Annotated in this window: 14 protein-coding genes; 8 read left to right on the forward strand and 6 right to left on the reverse strand. The window is 60.8% G+C overall.

Going from position 1 to position 15,822, the window contains the following annotated elements; translation table 11 throughout:
* Positions 1-30: 30 nt before the first annotated feature.
* The 3 genes from nahK to ACZ9BB_RS11870 all read right to left on the reverse strand — a co-directional run bounded on the left by nahK (position 31) and on the right by ACZ9BB_RS11870 (position 4,784).
* Positions 31-2,667, reverse strand: a complete 2,637-nt coding sequence (gene nahK, locus ACZ9BB_RS11860) for a hybrid sensor histidine kinase/response regulator NahK/ErcS' (protein WP_476213941.1) — start codon at positions 2,665-2,667, stop codon at positions 31-33.
* Positions 2,597-3,760 (reverse strand): nitric oxide-sensing protein NosP, encoded by a 1,164-nt coding sequence (gene nosP / locus ACZ9BB_RS11865; protein WP_476213942.1) that lies wholly within the window; start codon positions 3,758-3,760, stop codon positions 2,597-2,599. The genes nahK and nosP overlap by 71 nt, the downstream gene beginning before the upstream one ends.
* 217 nt (positions 3,761-3,977) lie before the next feature.
* Entirely contained in the window at positions 3,978-4,784 is an 807-nt protein-coding gene (locus ACZ9BB_RS11870; RefSeq protein ID WP_476213943.1) for a sulfite exporter TauE/SafE family protein, read from the reverse strand.
* A 163-nt stretch (positions 4,785-4,947) separates the two neighbouring features.
* On the opposite strand from ACZ9BB_RS11870, the gene ACZ9BB_RS11875 reads away from it, so the two are divergent.
* A complete protein-coding gene (locus ACZ9BB_RS11875; protein ID WP_476213944.1) occupies positions 4,948-5,811 on the forward strand; it encodes an MBL fold metallo-hydrolase in 864 nt (287 codons plus the stop codon).
* Between the two features lie 200 nt (positions 5,812-6,011).
* On the opposite strand, the gene bkdR is transcribed toward ACZ9BB_RS11875, so the two are convergent.
* Positions 6,012-6,500: a Bkd operon transcriptional regulator BkdR gene (gene bkdR / locus ACZ9BB_RS11880; protein ID WP_008005367.1), complete on the reverse strand. Its 489-nt coding sequence runs from the start codon at positions 6,498-6,500 to the stop codon at positions 6,012-6,014.
* A gap of 185 nt (positions 6,501-6,685) precedes the next feature.
* Between bkdR and ACZ9BB_RS11885 the strand changes: the two genes are divergently transcribed.
* From ACZ9BB_RS11885 to ACZ9BB_RS11910, 6 genes are all read left to right on the forward strand, one after another.
* Positions 6,686-7,921: a thiamine pyrophosphate-dependent enzyme gene (locus ACZ9BB_RS11885; protein ID WP_476213945.1), complete on the forward strand. Its 1,236-nt coding sequence runs from the start codon at positions 6,686-6,688 to the stop codon at positions 7,919-7,921.
* A gap of 1 nt (position 7,922) precedes the next feature.
* Positions 7,923-8,981, forward strand: a complete 1,059-nt coding sequence (locus tag ACZ9BB_RS11890) for an alpha-ketoacid dehydrogenase subunit beta (protein ID WP_476213946.1) — start codon at positions 7,923-7,925, stop codon at positions 8,979-8,981.
* Entirely contained in the window at positions 8,982-10,256 is a 1,275-nt protein-coding gene (locus ACZ9BB_RS11895) for a dihydrolipoamide acetyltransferase family protein (RefSeq protein WP_476213947.1), read from the forward strand.
* 3 nt (positions 10,257-10,259) lie between these two features.
* Positions 10,260-11,642, forward strand: a complete 1,383-nt coding sequence (gene lpdA / locus ACZ9BB_RS11900) for a dihydrolipoyl dehydrogenase (protein WP_476213948.1) — start codon at positions 10,260-10,262, stop codon at positions 11,640-11,642.
* A gap of 288 nt (positions 11,643-11,930) precedes the next feature.
* Positions 11,931-12,950 carry a branched-chain amino acid aminotransferase gene (locus tag ACZ9BB_RS11905; RefSeq protein ID WP_476213949.1) on the forward strand — a complete coding sequence of 340 codons (1,020 nt, stop codon included), beginning with the start codon at positions 11,931-11,933 and terminating at the stop codon, positions 12,948-12,950.
* A 135-nt stretch (positions 12,951-13,085) separates the two neighbouring features.
* Positions 13,086-13,427: a hypothetical protein gene (locus ACZ9BB_RS11910; RefSeq protein ID WP_476213950.1), complete on the forward strand. Its 342-nt coding sequence runs from the start codon at positions 13,086-13,088 to the stop codon at positions 13,425-13,427.
* Here ACZ9BB_RS11910 and ACZ9BB_RS11915 read toward each other — a convergent pair.
* Entirely contained in the window at positions 13,417-14,343 is a 927-nt protein-coding gene (locus ACZ9BB_RS11915) for a LysR substrate-binding domain-containing protein (RefSeq protein ID WP_476213951.1), read from the reverse strand. The genes ACZ9BB_RS11910 and ACZ9BB_RS11915 overlap by 11 nt on opposite strands.
* Positions 14,344-14,447: 104 nt before the next feature.
* On the opposite strand from ACZ9BB_RS11915, the gene ACZ9BB_RS11920 reads away from it, so the two are divergent.
* The gene (locus ACZ9BB_RS11920) at positions 14,448-15,056 is read left to right on the forward strand and encodes a LysE family translocator (protein ID WP_476213952.1); all 609 of its coding nucleotides are present in this window, start codon (positions 14,448-14,450) and stop codon (positions 15,054-15,056) included.
* Here ACZ9BB_RS11920 and ACZ9BB_RS11925 read toward each other — a convergent pair.
* On the reverse strand, positions 15,053-15,817 hold the full coding sequence (locus ACZ9BB_RS11925; RefSeq protein WP_476213953.1) for an ArsR/SmtB family transcription factor: 765 nt from the start codon (positions 15,815-15,817) through the stop codon (positions 15,053-15,055). The two genes, ACZ9BB_RS11920 and ACZ9BB_RS11925, sit on opposite strands and share 4 nt — an antisense overlap.
* Positions 15,818-15,822 lie beyond the last annotated feature (5 nt).

A 15,822-nucleotide genomic window follows, 5' to 3' on the forward strand; every position in this document is an offset into this window, starting at 1 on the left:
GGAGCAAGCTCCCTCGCCACAAGTACGGTGTTATCTAGATGGGCCGAGCAAATGACTCATCGCCGTCTTGAGTTTCATCGGCCGCACCGGTTTGTGCATCAGGGTGTGGCCCAGTTCGCGGATTTGCTGTTTGAGCTCATTGCTGTAGTTGGCGGTGATCATCATCGCCGGGATCGGTGAGGCACGACGGGCGTTGATGCGGGCCACGGCGTCGACACCATTTTTCTCGTCATCCAGGTGATAGTCAGCGATCAGCAGGTCGGCTTCGGCATGATAGTTATCCACTTGCCGCGCCAGGTCCTCCTCCGACAGCGCCGTGACCACCCGGCAGCCCCAACCTTCGAGCAAGGTGCGCATCCCGGCGCAAATCGCCGCGTCGTTATCCAGCACCCACACCCGTGCACCGCGCAGGCGCTCAAGCATCGGTTCGCTCATCAGCAGGCTCGCCTGAGGCTTGGGCGCCGTGGCACTCAAAGGCACTTCGACGGAAAACATCGAGCCCCTGCCCGGCCACGAACGCACATGAATCCGGTGGCCGAGAATACGGGCGATTTTCTCGACAATCGCCAGCCCCAACCCCAAGCCGCGATCCTGATCCGGGCGCTGCACGTCACCGCGTTTGAACTCCTGGAAAATCTCCTCCAGACGGTTTTCGGCAATGCCCATGCCGCTGTCCCAGACTTCGATCGTCAGCCGCTGGTGATGACGTCGGCAACCGAGTACCACCCGCCCGCTGCTGGTATAGCGAATGGCATTGCTCAGCAGATTACGCAGGATCCGCGCGAGTAACTGAATGTCGCTGCGCACCAGCGCCGAACACGCAATGAAATGCAACTCAAGGCCTTCGCTGCGGGCCACTTGGGTGTATTCGGCGGCGAGGTTTTCCAGCAATTCGCACAAGGCAAACGAGGCTATATCGGCTTTGATCACCCCGGCATCGAGTTTGGAAATATCCACCAGCGTGCCCAACAGGTTTTCCACGTCTTCCAGGGAATTGCTGACATTGCGTACCAGAATCTCGTTGACCACCGGCTCCCTGCGCTCCAGCAACGCGCTGGTGAACAACCGTGCGGCGTTGAGCGGCTGCAACAGATCGTGGCTGACGGCGGCGAGAAACTTGGTCTTCGACAGGTTGGCCTGCTCGGCCTCAAGCTTGGCCTCGCGCAAGCGTGACTCGACGCGGCGACGCTCGTCGATTTCCCGCAGCAACTGGTCATTGAGGGTGGTCAGCTCGGTGGTGCGTTCACGCACGCGCAATTCAAGATTCTGATAGGCCTGATGCAGCGCCTCGGCGGTGCGGCGGCGCTCGGTGATGTCGCGGATCAACACGAAAATCCCCACCACTTCCCCGCTGGCCAGGCGATTGGGCACGTAGGAGCGCAGCATGTAGCGTTCCTGATTGTTGATGTTGGTTTCGGCAAATTCGAACGTCACACTCTCGCCGGCCAACGCCCGGGCCACGTACGCTTCGAGGCGCTGATAGTGCTGCTCGCTGTGGACTTCGCGCAGGCTCTGCCCGAGCATCACGCCCCGGGGCCAGCAGTACCATTCTTCATAGACTTTGTTGGTGAATTCATAGACCAGATCGGCATTCAGGTAGGCGATCAGCGCCGGCACATGGTCGGTGATCAGGCGAATCCAGCGCTCGCTTTCACTGAGGGCTTCGGCGTGCTGGTAGCGTTCGGTGATGTCGCTGAAGGTGTTGACGAAACCGCCCGTGGGCAACGGATGGGTGCGAATTTCCAGCACCCGGCCATCATCGAGGCGCTGTTCGCACTCCTGCAGCAGCCGCCCGTTCCGGTCGCGACTGGCCGGCGTCAGCAGGTTCAGTTCGCTGTCGGCGATCACTTCGGCGAACGGTCGATGGGCTGCCACCGGGGCCAGGCCGCTGAGTTCCAGGAAGCGCCGGTTCCACAGCTCCAGAATGCCCTCGGCGTTGACCATCGCCACCCCCTGGGACAGGTTGTCGACCGCCCGTTGCAGCAAGTGTGATTTCTGCGCCACAGCTTGTTCGCGGCGCAAGGTTTCGCTGAGTTTGACGTCGGTAATGTCAGTGAACAGGATCACCCGTCCGCCTTCCTGGGTCGGCCGTTCGCTGACTTGCAACCAGCGCCCGTTGTGCAGGCGGTAGAGCAGGTTTTCGTCGACATGACCCCGGGGCTCTTCGCTGAACAACCCGGTCGAGGTCATCAAGCGTTTGACCTCGCTCAGGCGCATGCCGGCATTGATCCGCACCCGGCTGTTGTTCCAAAACGCCTTGAAGCGGCTGTTGAACAGCACGATCCGCTGCTTGGCGTCGAACAGCACAAAGGCGTCGGAAATGCTTTCGATGGCGTCGATCAAGTGTTGATGGGCGGTTTCAGCCCGCAGCCGCGCTTCGCTGAGCAAATGATTGCCGGCCTTGAGTTCGGCCATGGCCTGGTTCAGGGCGTCGGTGCGCTCACGCACCTGTTCAGCCAGCACCACCGAATGCTGGAATGCCGCGTACGGGTCGTTGCCCCGGGTGATGCCGGATTCAATGCGCTCGATCAGCGCGCCATTGATGCGCTGCAGTTTGAGGTTTTCGTGCCGCAGGCTGGCGATCTGCGCCTGCAGGTCAGCGCTGTCCAGGGGAGCGGCCTCGGGCAATGGCAACCCCGGTGAAGGTCTGGTTGATGTGCATGCCATTGAACTGTTCTCCGTAGGTATTGAAACCCATCACCCGCTGGTCCCGCAAAAACGCGCCGATCTGTTCGAGGCTGCCGCTGTCTTCCAGCTCCAGACGCCGGAGAAAGCAGTCGCAGCCGATGGTCAGCAGAAGGTCCCCGAGACGCTCTTGCAAACCGTCGAACAGGCTTTGCAGATTCGGCAGCATGGGGCCGGGTGTCATGACGGTGAGGACGATGCCGTTTTCCACCGCACAGTAGAAACTCAGGCTCAGGTCTGGATGAACCTGCTGGATCGCCCGCACGTAATACTGATCGTTGATCCGTACCGCCAACGGGTGCGCGGCGAAGATCCGATAGTCGAGTTCGGCCACCGGCACGCCGATGTGCCGGGCGTACTCCTCGGCCGCCGGTTCGGCGTTGAGCTCGAACACCCGGCGCGAAGCGCTGTCGGCAGCGGTGACCACCAGTTTTTCGGCCCTGGGCAGGATGTGGTGGGTGGTGAAGACTTCGAAGTCCAGCCAGGTGTTGACCAGCACCACCACCGCCGCGCCGCTGTGAAACTCGCCGCCGAAATACACGTGGGTGTGGGTCAGGTAGTTGTCGTCGCCGGCCGAACCGCCGAAATGCGGAATGTCGCCCAACGCCGCGCTCAAGGCAGCAAGCACCATCTCTTCACGGCTGGACAAACCATCGAGCAGGGTCAGGGCAAAGCTGTTGCCCTTGATCGGCGCCAGGGTGTTGCTGCGACAGCCACTGACCAGGCGCTCGACCATTTGCTGGGCATCGATCAGGCTGAAATGCTCCATCTCGTCGATCAGTTCGGTGGCGATGGAAAAGTGCCGATGATCGAAGCCCACCGCCGTCACGCAGCTGCGGCCATAACCTTGGGGGGTGATTTCGCCGGCACTGGTGCAGCCCACCAGCCGAATGCCGCCGAAGCTCTGTTGCAACGCCTGGCCCAGCGCCTGCAAGTCGTACTCGGCGGAACAGAAGAACAGCACAAAGCCCAGATGCGGGTGCAAGAGTTGTCGCGCCAGATCCTGGGCCGCTTGCTGGGCATCGGTGGCCTGGGACATGGCACTGACTACACCGTCGTTCTGAACCTGCTGCATCCTCGCCCCTCGCCGGTGCGCCTGTATGAGGCACGAGTGTACGAAGCCTGCGGGCGGGGACGTATGCTACTTGGGTAGCGGGTGGGTGGTTCGATGGGATGAGAGCCGGCGGATTGATCGTTTGATGGCTGACACTTTTGTGGCGAGGGAGCTTGCTCCCGCTGGACTGCGCAGCAGTCCCCAAAACTGGCCGGTGCGCGATCAGAATCGGGGGCCGCTAGGCGAGCGCTCTAAACAGCATGTAAACGGCGATCACCACGCAGACGCTGGCAAAGCCCATCTGCAACGCCCGGGCCGGCACTCGCGCGCAGAGCTTTCGCCCCAGGATCATCCCGACGATGCTGGCGACAATGAACGCCACACCCAAACCATCGATCCGCACCCCGGCGTGAAACGCGCCGATCACCCCGATCACCGAAATCAGGCTGATCACCATCAATGATGTGGCGATGATCCCGCGCATCTGCACATCGGTCAGCTGCTTGAACGCAGGCACTATCAGAAAGCCGCCACCCACCCCGAGCAACCCCGAAACCACACCGGTCACCGCACCGAGCGCCGCAAGGGTCGCGGTGCATTTGGCGGTCCAGGAAAAACGCCCGGTCTGCTGATCGAGCATGCAGTTTTTCTGGCCCCAGTTGGCATGGCCGTGGTCGCTGGGGCCATCGTCGTGCTTTTCCCGGCGCAACATCCGCCAGGCCACCATGACCATCAGCAGACTGAACAGAATCATCAGGACCTTTTCCGGCAACTGATGGGCGAAGTAGATACCCACCGGCGAAAACACCGCGCCGAGCAGTGCAATCAACAACGCCGCGCGATAGCGCACCAGGCCATGGCGCAAACCGTCGATCGCCCCGACCGCCGCCGCACTGCCCACCGCGAACAAGGCGACGGGAGCGGCCTGAGTCATGCTAAAACCCAGCCCAAGCACGAGGGCCGGCACTGCAAGGATGCCGCCACCGGCACCGGTCAAGCCGAGTACCAGGCCCATGACCAGGCCAAAAAAACTTGCCAACAACATAAAACACTCATGATCCGCGAAAAAAAGCCGGGAACGCCCGGTATCGATTGAGTGACAGGATAGAGCCCGCACAGCTTTTTTCATTAATTGATTTGATGCGGGGCTGGTCAACGCAGGGAAAATGAAACTACCCTCAAAGCCTGTCCCAAAAGAAACAGCCACCATGCCCGCCTTGATTGAAGCCTTCCTCGACCCCGCCTCATCGACCTACAGCTACGTAGTCTACGAACAGGATGGCGGGCAATGCGCGATTGTCGACCCGGTACTCGATTACAACCCGGCAGCCGGTCGAACCGCGACGGTTCAGGCCGACAGGATCATCGCCTTCGTGCGCGTACACCAGTTGCAGGTGCAGTGGCTGCTGGAAACCCACGCCCATGCCGATCACCTGTCGGCCGCACCGTATCTGCGTCGGGAACTGGGGGGCAAGATTGCGATTGGTCAGTCGATCAGCAAGGTTCAGGGGGTGTTCAAAACCTTGTTCAATCTGGAACCGGAATTTAGCGTCGACGGTTCGCAGTTCGATCACCTGTTTGCGCCGGACGAGTCGTTCCGGATCGGCAACCTCAAGGCCACGGCCCTGCACGTTCCCGGGCATACTCCGGCAGACATGGCTTATTTGATCGACAGCGATGTGATTCTGGTGGGCGATACGTTGTTCATGCCAGACGTTGGCACCGCGCGTTGCGACTTTCCCGGCGGCAACGCCAACCAGATGTTTACCTCGATCCGCAAACTATTGGCCTTCCCCGCCAGCGTGCGCCTCTATGTCTGCCACGATTACCCGCCCGAGGGCCGCGCCCCGCAATGCCAGTCCACGGTTGGCGAGCAGCGCAAAAACAATATCCACATTCACGATGGCATCGATGAAGGCTCTTTCGTCGCCATGCGCACCCAACGCGATGCCGGGTTGTGCATGCCGACGCTGTTGCTGCCGGCGATTCAGGTGAATGTGCGGGCAGGGAATTTGCCGCCGGCGGAAGGCAATGGCGTGACCTACCTGAAAATCCCCCTGAACCAACTCTAAACGCCGTAAACCCTTTAGCAGCTGTCGAGCACCACCTTGTGGCGAGGGGGCTTGTCGGAATGCCGCATCACCCCGTTCGGCTGCGCAGCAGTCGCAAATCCGAACAACACGGTTGGTCTGATAGATTGCAGGGGGCGGCTTCGCCACCCAACGGGGCAAGCCCCCTCGCCACAACGACAGCTGCTACAGGAGATTTGCGTTTAGTTGTTGAGGGTCAACCCATTCGCCGGCAATGGCAACGCCGTCTTGTACCTCACCTGCTTGAGCGCAAAGCTCGAGCGGATGTTGGCGACGCCAGGGACTTTGGTGAGGAAGTCCATCATGAAGCGCTCCAGCGACTGAATAGTCGGCACCAGCACGCGGATCAAATAGTCCGGATCGCCGGCCATCAAATAGCACTCCATCACTTCCGGGCGATCCGAAATCGCCTCCTCGAAATGCTGCAACGCCTCCTCCACCTGTTTCTCCAGACTGACGTGAATGAACACATTCACATGCAGCCCCAGCAGATCGGCATCCAACAGCGTCACCTGTTCGCGAATCAGCCCTAATTCTTCCATCGCCTTGACCCGATTGAAGCACGGCGTCGGCGACAGGTTCACCGAGCGCGCGAGGTCGGCGTTGGTGATGCGCGCGTTCTCCTGAAGGCTGTTGAGAATGCCGATATCGGTACGGTCCAGTTTGCGCATGAGACAAAACCACCTGCTTTTTATGTTTATGCAGAATTTTTATCCTTAAATAACCTCAAGCGCAACGAAACACAGAGAAATATTCTTCTGGGCCCGGCCTATGATTGTTGTAGGACAAGATTTCTTCTACCGAAGAATGACTGCCAGCTCACTACAAGAAATTCACAAGATCGAGCGTAGAAGCCATGAACCAAGCGTACGAACCGCTGCGCCTGCACGTTCCCGAACCTTCGGGCCGCCCCGGCTGCAAAACCGACTTCTCCTACCTGCATCTGACCGATGCAGGCTTGGTGCGCAAACCCCCAATCGATGTAGAACCGGCCGACACGGCTGATCTGGCCAAGGGCCTGATTCGCGTGCTCGACGACCAGGGCAATGCCCTCGGTCCATGGGCCGAAGGCGTGCCAGTCGAGATCCTGCGTAAAGGCATGCGCGCCATGCTCAAGACGCGGATCTTCGACAACCGCATGGTGGTCGCCCAGCGGCAGAAAAAAATGTCGTTCTACATGCAGAGCCTTGGCGAAGAAGCCATCGGCAGCGCCCAGGCCCTGGCTCTGAACATCGACGACATGTGCTTCCCCACCTACCGTCAGCAAAGCATTCTGATGGCCCGCGAAGTGCCGCTGGTGGACCTGATCTGCCAACTGCTGTCCAACGAGCGCGATCCGCTCAAGGGCCGTCAGTTGCCGATCATGTACTCGGTCAAGGACGCCGGTTTCTTCACCATTTCCGGCAACCTCGCCACTCAATTCGTCCAGGGCGTGGGCTGGGGCATGGCCTCGGCGATCAAGGGCGACACCAAAATTGCCTCGGCCTGGATCGGCGACGGTGCTACCGCTGAATCGGACTTCCACACCGCCCTCACCTTCGCCCACGTCTACCGTGCGCCGGTGATCCTCAACGTGGTCAACAACCAGTGGGCGATCTCCACGTTCCAGGCGATTGCCGGCGGTGAAGCCACCACATTCGCCGGGCGCGGCGTCGGTTGCGGCATCGCCTCCCTGCGGGTCGATGGCAACGACTTCGTCGCGGTTTACGCTGCTTCCGCCTGGGCCGCTGAACGTGCGCGCCGTAACCTCGGCCCGACCATGATCGAATGGGTCACCTACCGCGCCGGCCCGCACTCCACCTCCGATGATCCGTCCAAATATCGTCCTGCCGACGACTGGAGCTACTTCCCGTTGGGCGACCCGATTGCGCGCCTCAAGCAGCACCTGATCAAAATCGGTCAGTGGTCCGAAGAGGAACACGCCGCCGTCAGCGCCGAGCTGGAAGCTCAAGTGATCGCCGCACAGAAAGAAGCCGAGCAGTACGGCACCCTCGCCGGCGGCCAGATTCCGAGCGCCGCGACCATGTTCGAAGACGTCTACAAAGAGATGCCGGAGCACTTGAAGCGCCAGCGTCAGGAGTTGGGGATCTGACATGAACGATCACAACAATAATATTCAGTTGGAAACCGCCATGACCACGACCACCATGACCATGATCCAGGCCCTGCGCTCGGCCATGGATGTGATGCTTGAGCGTGACGACAATGTCGTGGTGTTCGGCCAGGACGTCGGTTATTTCGGCGGCGTGTTCCGTTGCACCGAAGGCCTGCAGAACAAGTACGGCACCTCCCGGGTATTCGATGCGCCGATCTCCGAAAGCGGGATCGTTGGCGTCGCCGTGGGCATGGGCGCTTACGGTTTGCGGCCGGTGGCCGAGATCCAGTTCGCCGATTACGTCTACCCGGCGTCGGACCAGATCATTTCCGAAGCGGCACGCCTGCGCTATCGCTCGGCCGGCGAGTTCACTGCGCCGATGACCCTGCGCATGCCCTGCGGCGGCGGCATCTATGGCGGCCAGACCCACAGCCAGAGCATCGAGGCGATGTTCACCCAGGTCTGCGGTTTGCGTACCGTCATGCCGTCCAACCCTTACGACGCCAAAGGCCTGTTGATCGCCTCCATCGAAAACGATGACCCGGTGATCTTCCTCGAACCCAAACGCCTGTACAACGGCCCGTTCGACGGCCACCACGACCGTCCGGTAACCCCGTGGTCGAAACACCCCGCCGCGCAAGTACCGGACGGCTACTACACCGTGCCGCTGGACGTTGCCGCCATCGCCCGTCCCGGCAAGGACGTGACCATCCTGACCTACGGCACCACCGTTTATGTGTCGCAAGTCACCGCTGAGGAAACCGGCATCGACGCCGAAGTCATCGACCTGCGCAGCCTGTGGCCACTGGACCTGGAAACCATCGTCAAGTCGGTAAAGAAAACCGGACGCTGCGTGGTTGTTCACGAAGCGACCCGCACCTGCGGTTTCGGCGCCGAGCTGGTCGCACTGGTGCAAGAGCATTGCTTCCACTACCTGGAAGCGCCGATCGAGCGCGTCACCGGTTGGGACACTCCCTACCCGCACGCGCAAGAGTGGGCGTATTTCCCTGGTCCGTCCCGTGTGGGCGCGGCTTTGCATCGGGTTATGGAGGTCTGAATGGGCACGCACGTTATCAAGATGCCGGACATTGGCGAAGGCATTGCAGAAGTTGAGCTGTCTCAGTGGCACGTCAAGGTCGGCGACATGGTCGTCGAAGATCAGGTGCTGGCCGATGTCATGACCGACAAGGCGATGGTCGATATTCCATCCCCGGTGCACGGCAAGGTGATCGCCCTCGGCGGCCAGCCTGGCGAAGTCATGGCGGTCGGCAGTGTGCTGATCAGCATTGAAGTCGAAGGCGCGGGCAACGTTAAGGAATCGACTGCGCCAGCGGCTGTTATTAAAGAAGCACCTGTTGCGGCGCCGAAAGTTGAAGCCGTCGTAGAAAGCAAACCGGCTGCAGCGGCGCCGCGGCCGGCTGCCGTTTGCCAAGGTCCGATGATCGCGCGTGAAGCCGATGAACGTCCGCTGGCCTCCCCGGCCGTGCGCAAGCATGCGCTGGACCTCGGCATTCAGTTGCGTCTGGTGCGTGGCACCGGCCCTGCCGGCCGAGTGTTGCACGAAGACCTCGAAGCCTGGCTGGCTCAGGGTCAGTCGAATGCATCGACCGCCACCGCCGCTTACGCCCAGCGCAACGACGAACAGCAAATCCCGGTGATCGGCATGCGCCGCAAGATCGCCCAGCGCATGCAGGACGCCACCCAGCGTGCCGCCCACTTCAGTTACGTCGAGGAGATTGACGTCACTGCCGTTGAAGAACTGCGCGCGCACCTGAACGAAAAACACGGCGCGACTCGCGGCAAACTGACGCTGCTGCCGTTCCTGGTCCGCGCGCTGGTCGTGGCCCTGCGCGACTTCCCGCAGATCAACGCCCGTTACGACGACGAAGCCCAGGTCATCACCCGCCTCGGCGCGGTGCATGTGGGCATCGCCACCCAAGCCGATATCGGTTTGATGGTGCCGGTGGTGCGTCACGCCGAAGCCCGCAGCCTGTGGGACAGCGCCACGGAAATTTCCCGTTTGGCCACCGCCGCGCGCACTGGCAAGGCCAGCCGTGATGAACTGTCCGGCTCGACCATCACCCTGACCAGCCTCGGCGCGTTGGGCGGCATTGTCAGCACGCCGGTACTGAACCTGCCGGAAGTGGCGATCGTCGGCGTGAACAAAATCGTCGAACGCCCGATGGTCGTCAAAGGCCAGATCGTGATCCGCAAGATGATGAACCTCTCCAGCTCCTTCGATCACCGCGTGGTCGATGGCATGGACGCGGCGCAATTCATCCAGGCTGTTCGCAGCCTGCTCGAACAACCCGCAACCCTGTTTGTGGAGTAAGACATGCAAACTCTGAACACCACGCTGCTGATCATCGGCGGCGGCCCTGGCGGTTATGTGACGGCGATCCGTGCCGGTCAGCTGGGCATTTCGACCATTTTGGTGGAAGGCGAATCGTTGGGTGGCACCTGCCTGAACATCGGCTGCATTCCGTCCAAGGCGTTGATCCACGTCGCCGAACAGTTCCACCAGACACAACACCACAGCCAATACTCGGCGCTGGGCATCAGCGTGTCGGTGCCGACTCTGGACATCGGTAAAAGCGTCGAGTGGAAGGACGGCATCGTTGATCGCCTGACCACCGGCGTCTCGGCACTGTTGAAGAAGCACAAGGTCCAGGTCATTCAAGGCTGGGCCAAAGTGATCGACGGCAAAACCGTTGAAGTCGGCGACACGCGCATTCAGTGCGAGCACCTGGTGCTGGCCACCGGTTCGAAAAGCGTGAACCTGCCGATGCTACCCATTGGCGGGCCGATCATCTCCTCCACCGAAGCCCTGGCGCCGAAAAGCGTGCCGAAACGACTGGTCGTGGTCGGTGGCGGTTATATCGGTCTGGAGCTGGGGATTGCCTATCGCAAGCTCGGCGCTGAGGTCAGTGTGGTCGAGGCACAAGATCGTATCCTGCCGGCTTACGATGCCGAACTGACCCATCCGGTGCACGAAGCACTCAAGCAACTCGATGTTAAGCTTTACTTGAAACATAGCGTCGAAGGCTTTGATCCACAAAGAAATACGCTGCAAGTTCGTGACCCCAACGGCGACATCCTGAATCTTGCAACCGATCAGGTGCTGGTGGCCGTCGGTCGCAAACCCAACACCCAGGGCTGGAACCTCGAAGCCTTGAACCTGGACATGAACGGTTCGGCGATCAAGATCGACAACCGTTGCCAGACCAGCATGCGCAACGTCTACGCCATCGGCGACCTGAGCGGCGAACCGATGCTCGCGCACCGGGCCATGGCGCAGGGTGAGATGGTCGCCGAGCTGATCAGCGGCAAACACCGCGAATTCAACCCGACCGCCATCGCCGCCGTGTGCTTCACCGACCCGGAACTGGTGGTGGTCGGCAAGACCCCGGACGAAGCCAAGGCTGCCGGCCTGGACTGCATCGTGTCCAGCTTCCCGTTCGCTGCCAACGGCCGGGCGATGACGCTGGAGTCGAAAAGCGGCTTCGTGCGGGTCGTCGCACGGCGGGACAACCATGTGATCGTTGGTTGGCAAGCCGTCGGTGTCGGTGTGTCGGAGTTGTCGACGGCGTTCGGCCAGAGCCTGGAAATGGGCGCCCGGCTGGAAGACATCGCCGGCACCATCCACGCACATCCGACGCTCGGCGAAGCGGTGCAGGAAGCGGCGTTGCGTGCCCTTGGCCACGCGCTGCACCTGTAAACGCGGTCAACTGTGGCGAGGGAGCTTGCTCCCGCTGGGCTGCGAAGCGGCCCCCTGCTGACTTCCAGACACACCGCGTTGTCTGGTTTTACGACTGCTTCGCAGCCGAGCGGGAGCAAGCTCCCTCGCCACAGGATTTCGAACGATAAATAATCGGCGGCAAATTTAATGAGCGAGCCGATAGTCCGGGCTGCGAAATGGGCCCGGAATGAAGTATTGTTGTCCCCATCCAGAAAAATGTCAGAAGCCTTGAACCGTTTCGACGGTTGTTAAGTGATAGAGGGTGTCATGGGTAACGAAAGCATCAATTGGGACAAGCTGGGTTTTGACTACATCAAGACAGACAAGCGCTATCTGTCGCACTGGCGTAATGGCGAGTGGGACAAAGGCACCTTAACCTCTGACAACGTGCTGCACATCAGCGAAGGCTCCACTGCCCTTCACTATGGCCAGCAGTGCTTCGAAGGCCTGAAGGCCTACCGCTGCAAGGACGGTTCGATCAACCTGTTCCGCCCGGACCAGAACGCCGCACGCATGCAACGCAGCTGCGCGCGCCTGCTGATGCCTCAGGTGTCCACCGAGCAGTTTGTCGAAGCTTGCAAGGAAGTGGTCCGCGCCAACGAGCGTTTCATCCCGCCTTACGGCACCGGCGGCGCGCTGTACCTGCGCCCGTTCGTGATCGGCGTGGGTGACAACATCGGCGTGCGTACCGCGCCCGAGTTCATCTTCTCGATCTTCTGCATCCCGGTCGGTGCCTACTTCAAGGGCGGCCTGACCCCGCACAACTTCCTGATCTCCAGCTACGACCGTGCCGCTCCACAGGGCACCGGCGCGGCCAAGGTCGGTGGCAACTACGCCGCCAGCCTGATGCCAGGCTCCCAGGCCAAGAAGGCGCACTTCGCCGACGCCATCTACCTGGACCCGTTGACCCACACCAAAATCGAAGAAGTCGGCTCGGCCAACTTCTTCGGGATCACCCACGACAACAAGTTCGTCACCCCGAATTCCCCTTCGGTGTTGCCGGGCATCACCCGTCTGTCGTTGATCGAATTGGCCAAGACCCGTCTGGGCCTGGAAGTGGTCGAAGGTGACGTGTTCATCGACAAGCTGTCCGACTTCAAGGAAGCCGGTGCTTGCGGTACTGCCGCAGTGATCACCCCGATCGGCGGCATCAGCTACAACGACAAACTGCACGTGTTCCACAGCGAAACCGAAGTCGGCCCGGTCACCCAGAAGCTCTACAAAGAGCTGACCGGTGTACAGACCGGCGACGTCGAAGCGCCAGCGGGCTGGATCGTCAAGGTTTGATTTGACGCAACTGTCCGTTTGAACACAAAAGCCCGGCCATCATCTTGAAGGCCGGGCTTTTTTTCATCCGCGTTTCGTGGCAAACGTCACTAGACTTGCCACGTGCAACAGCCATCAACAGGTGCCATCCATACCATGAGCAAACTCTGGCGAAAGTATCTGGCCTTGCTGGATACCGACTTCACCACGCGCGTGTTCGATAACATCAAGAATCTGCTGGTGTGCGCCCTGTTGTTCGCGGCGGGCACCAACGCATTGCACAGCGGCCATGATCTGTTTATGGGACTGTTCGCTTCAAGCCTCGCCGGCTGGGGGTTGATCCTGACGTCAGCGGTGCTGATGCTACTCAATGTCAGCGACGGCCTGCGTCGGCTGTCCCGGTTGCCGTATCACACGGCGTTCCAGATCATTCTGTGTCTGGTTTACCTGATCCTGGCAGTGCGAGTGGTGGAAATCGTCTGGGATTTCAGGGCGTAGCGGTCACGGCACGAGGTGTTTGCCAACGCAGCTCATCCTGGGCAATCCGGGCAAACAACCACTCCACAAACACCCGTGTCTGCACCGTCACGTCCGGCGCAACGCCGTAGTAATAACGCGGCAACGGCATAGGCAACTCGGGCAACGGACAGATCAGGCGTCCGCTCGATAGGTGGGTGCCCAGCAAAGAGGTCGGGCACAGGGCGATACCCTCTCCATCCACGGCGGCCTGAAGCGCCAGGTGCATGTGATCAAACTGTCGGGTTACCTGAGTGACCGACTGGCTTTGACCAAAGTGCATGGCCCAATTGTGCCAGTCTTCGCGACGCGCCTTGACGGTCAGCAGCGTGTGCCGGCTCAGCGAAGTGAGGTCTTCAAGTGGCAGGCGCTCGATCAGCGAAGGTGCCGCGACCAGCAACAGTTCGTCTTCGAAGAGTACTCGCGCCTCAATTGCCGGTGCCCAGTCGTCACGACCACGACGAATGACGATATCAAACCCGTCGCGTACCTGATCGGGTGCCCGGGTTTGAGTGATCACCTGCGGCTTGATACCCGGGTGCTGCGCAACAAAATCCTCCAGCCTGGGTGTCAGCCAAAGTATGGCAAAGGACGGGCGGACATTGATCTTCACGGTAGGCAGCGAGGCATGCTGCTTGAGCGCAGCGGCGGCGTTGGCGATCTGCGACAGCCCGGCACTGACCTGCTCATAAAAGCGCTGGCCGGCCGGCGTCAGCACCGATTGACGGATACGCCGCTCGAACAGCAACACGCCCAGGTATTCCTCAAGCAATTTGATATGCCGGCTGACGGCACTGTGGCTGACATGCAGCTCTTCGGCCGCCAGGCTGAAACTCTGATGGCGAGCAGCAACGGCGAAGGCGCGAACGGCATTAAGCGGAGGTAGTTGATTGATCATGTGTCTAATTTAGTCACCTATGCGCTTTAATTAAAGCGTTTGTCACGCTCGTTTCGTCACGCCAATCTGCCAACACGCAGCCAGCGCCACCGACGGAGCAAGACATGAACAGCTACGGACTCTTTGTACTTTTCGCCACCCTGACCATTTTGAGCCCGGGGCCTGGCGTGGTCCTGACCCTGTCCAACGCGGTGCGCCACGGTTGGACGGGGGCTGTGCCGGGCATTCTGGGGGTCGCGTCGGGGGCGTTTGTCGTCGCGGCCATCAGCGCCACCAGTGTCGGGCTGATACTCAGTACTTCCGCGAACGCCTTTACCGCGTTGAAATACGCAGGGGCCGCCTATTTGTTGTACCTGGGCTACAAAAGCTGGCGCTCGGATCGTTTGAGCACCCTGCTTGAAACGCGCCCCTCAAGCCCTGGCTATCGCTTCCTCGAAGCGGCTTCGATGCAGTTGTTGAACCCCAAGGCGGTGTTTTTCTTTCTGGCGGTGTTCCCGCAATTCATCGACACCTCGGCGCACTTCTACACCCAGTTCCTCAAGCTGATTGCCTCCTACGGTTTACTGGTGATCCTGGTGCATGGCAGCTATGCCTTGCTTGCCAATGCCGCCAAAGGCTGGTTGTCGAGCCCGAAGGGCTCCTGGCTGGCGGCGAAAATCTCGGGCGTGACCTTCGCAGGCTTTGGTGTACTCATGGCCTCGTCCAGTCGCTAAGCCGCAGGACTGGCGATCGCGCGGCGCCTGGTCTCGGTGGGCGCAGGTTGTGCTGTCGCGGCCTGAACCGGCAGCTCCATGGCGAACCGGCTACTGAGTTCCTTACGCCCCAGAGCCGTCAACGCCAGCGCCCGACTGTCCAGGTCCTGCGTCACCCATTTGCGCTTGATCGCCGTTTGCAGCAATGCCGCGCCCAAGGCACCGCCCAGGTGCGGCCGACGCATGCTCCAGTCCAGGCACGGGCAAGCGAAGCGGCGGCGCAAGGTGCCGAGGTCTTTGACGTCGATGCCCAATCCTTCGAACAACACCTCACCGCTGTCGCTCAATCGATAAACCTGCTCATCGGCTTCCAGCAACCACCCCGCGTCGATCATCCGATCATGCAGCAACACTGCCAGCGTGCCGGCCATGTGGTCGTAGCAGGTGCGGGCGAATTGCAGGCGATCCGGGGTGCGCACGTTGAACGTTGGCGTGGCGTTCTGGCCGATCACCATCAGCGCTTCGAGTGCCTGGGCCACGCGTTTGTCCGCGAGGCTGTAATAGCGATGGCGCCCCTGAACGTGCAAGCGCACCAGTGCCAACTCCTTGAGTTTTGCCAGATGCGCGCTGGCAGTCGAGGCGCTGACTTCGGCAATCGCCGCCAGTTCGGTGCTGGTGCGGGCGTGGCCGTCCATCAGCGAGCAGAGGATTTTCGTCCGGGCCGGTTCCGCGATTGCGGCAGCCACTTGAGAGACGCCGATGTCGTGTTGTTCTGCGTTCATATTTC

It is taken from the genome of Pseudomonas sp. TE3552, assembly GCF_056278945.1.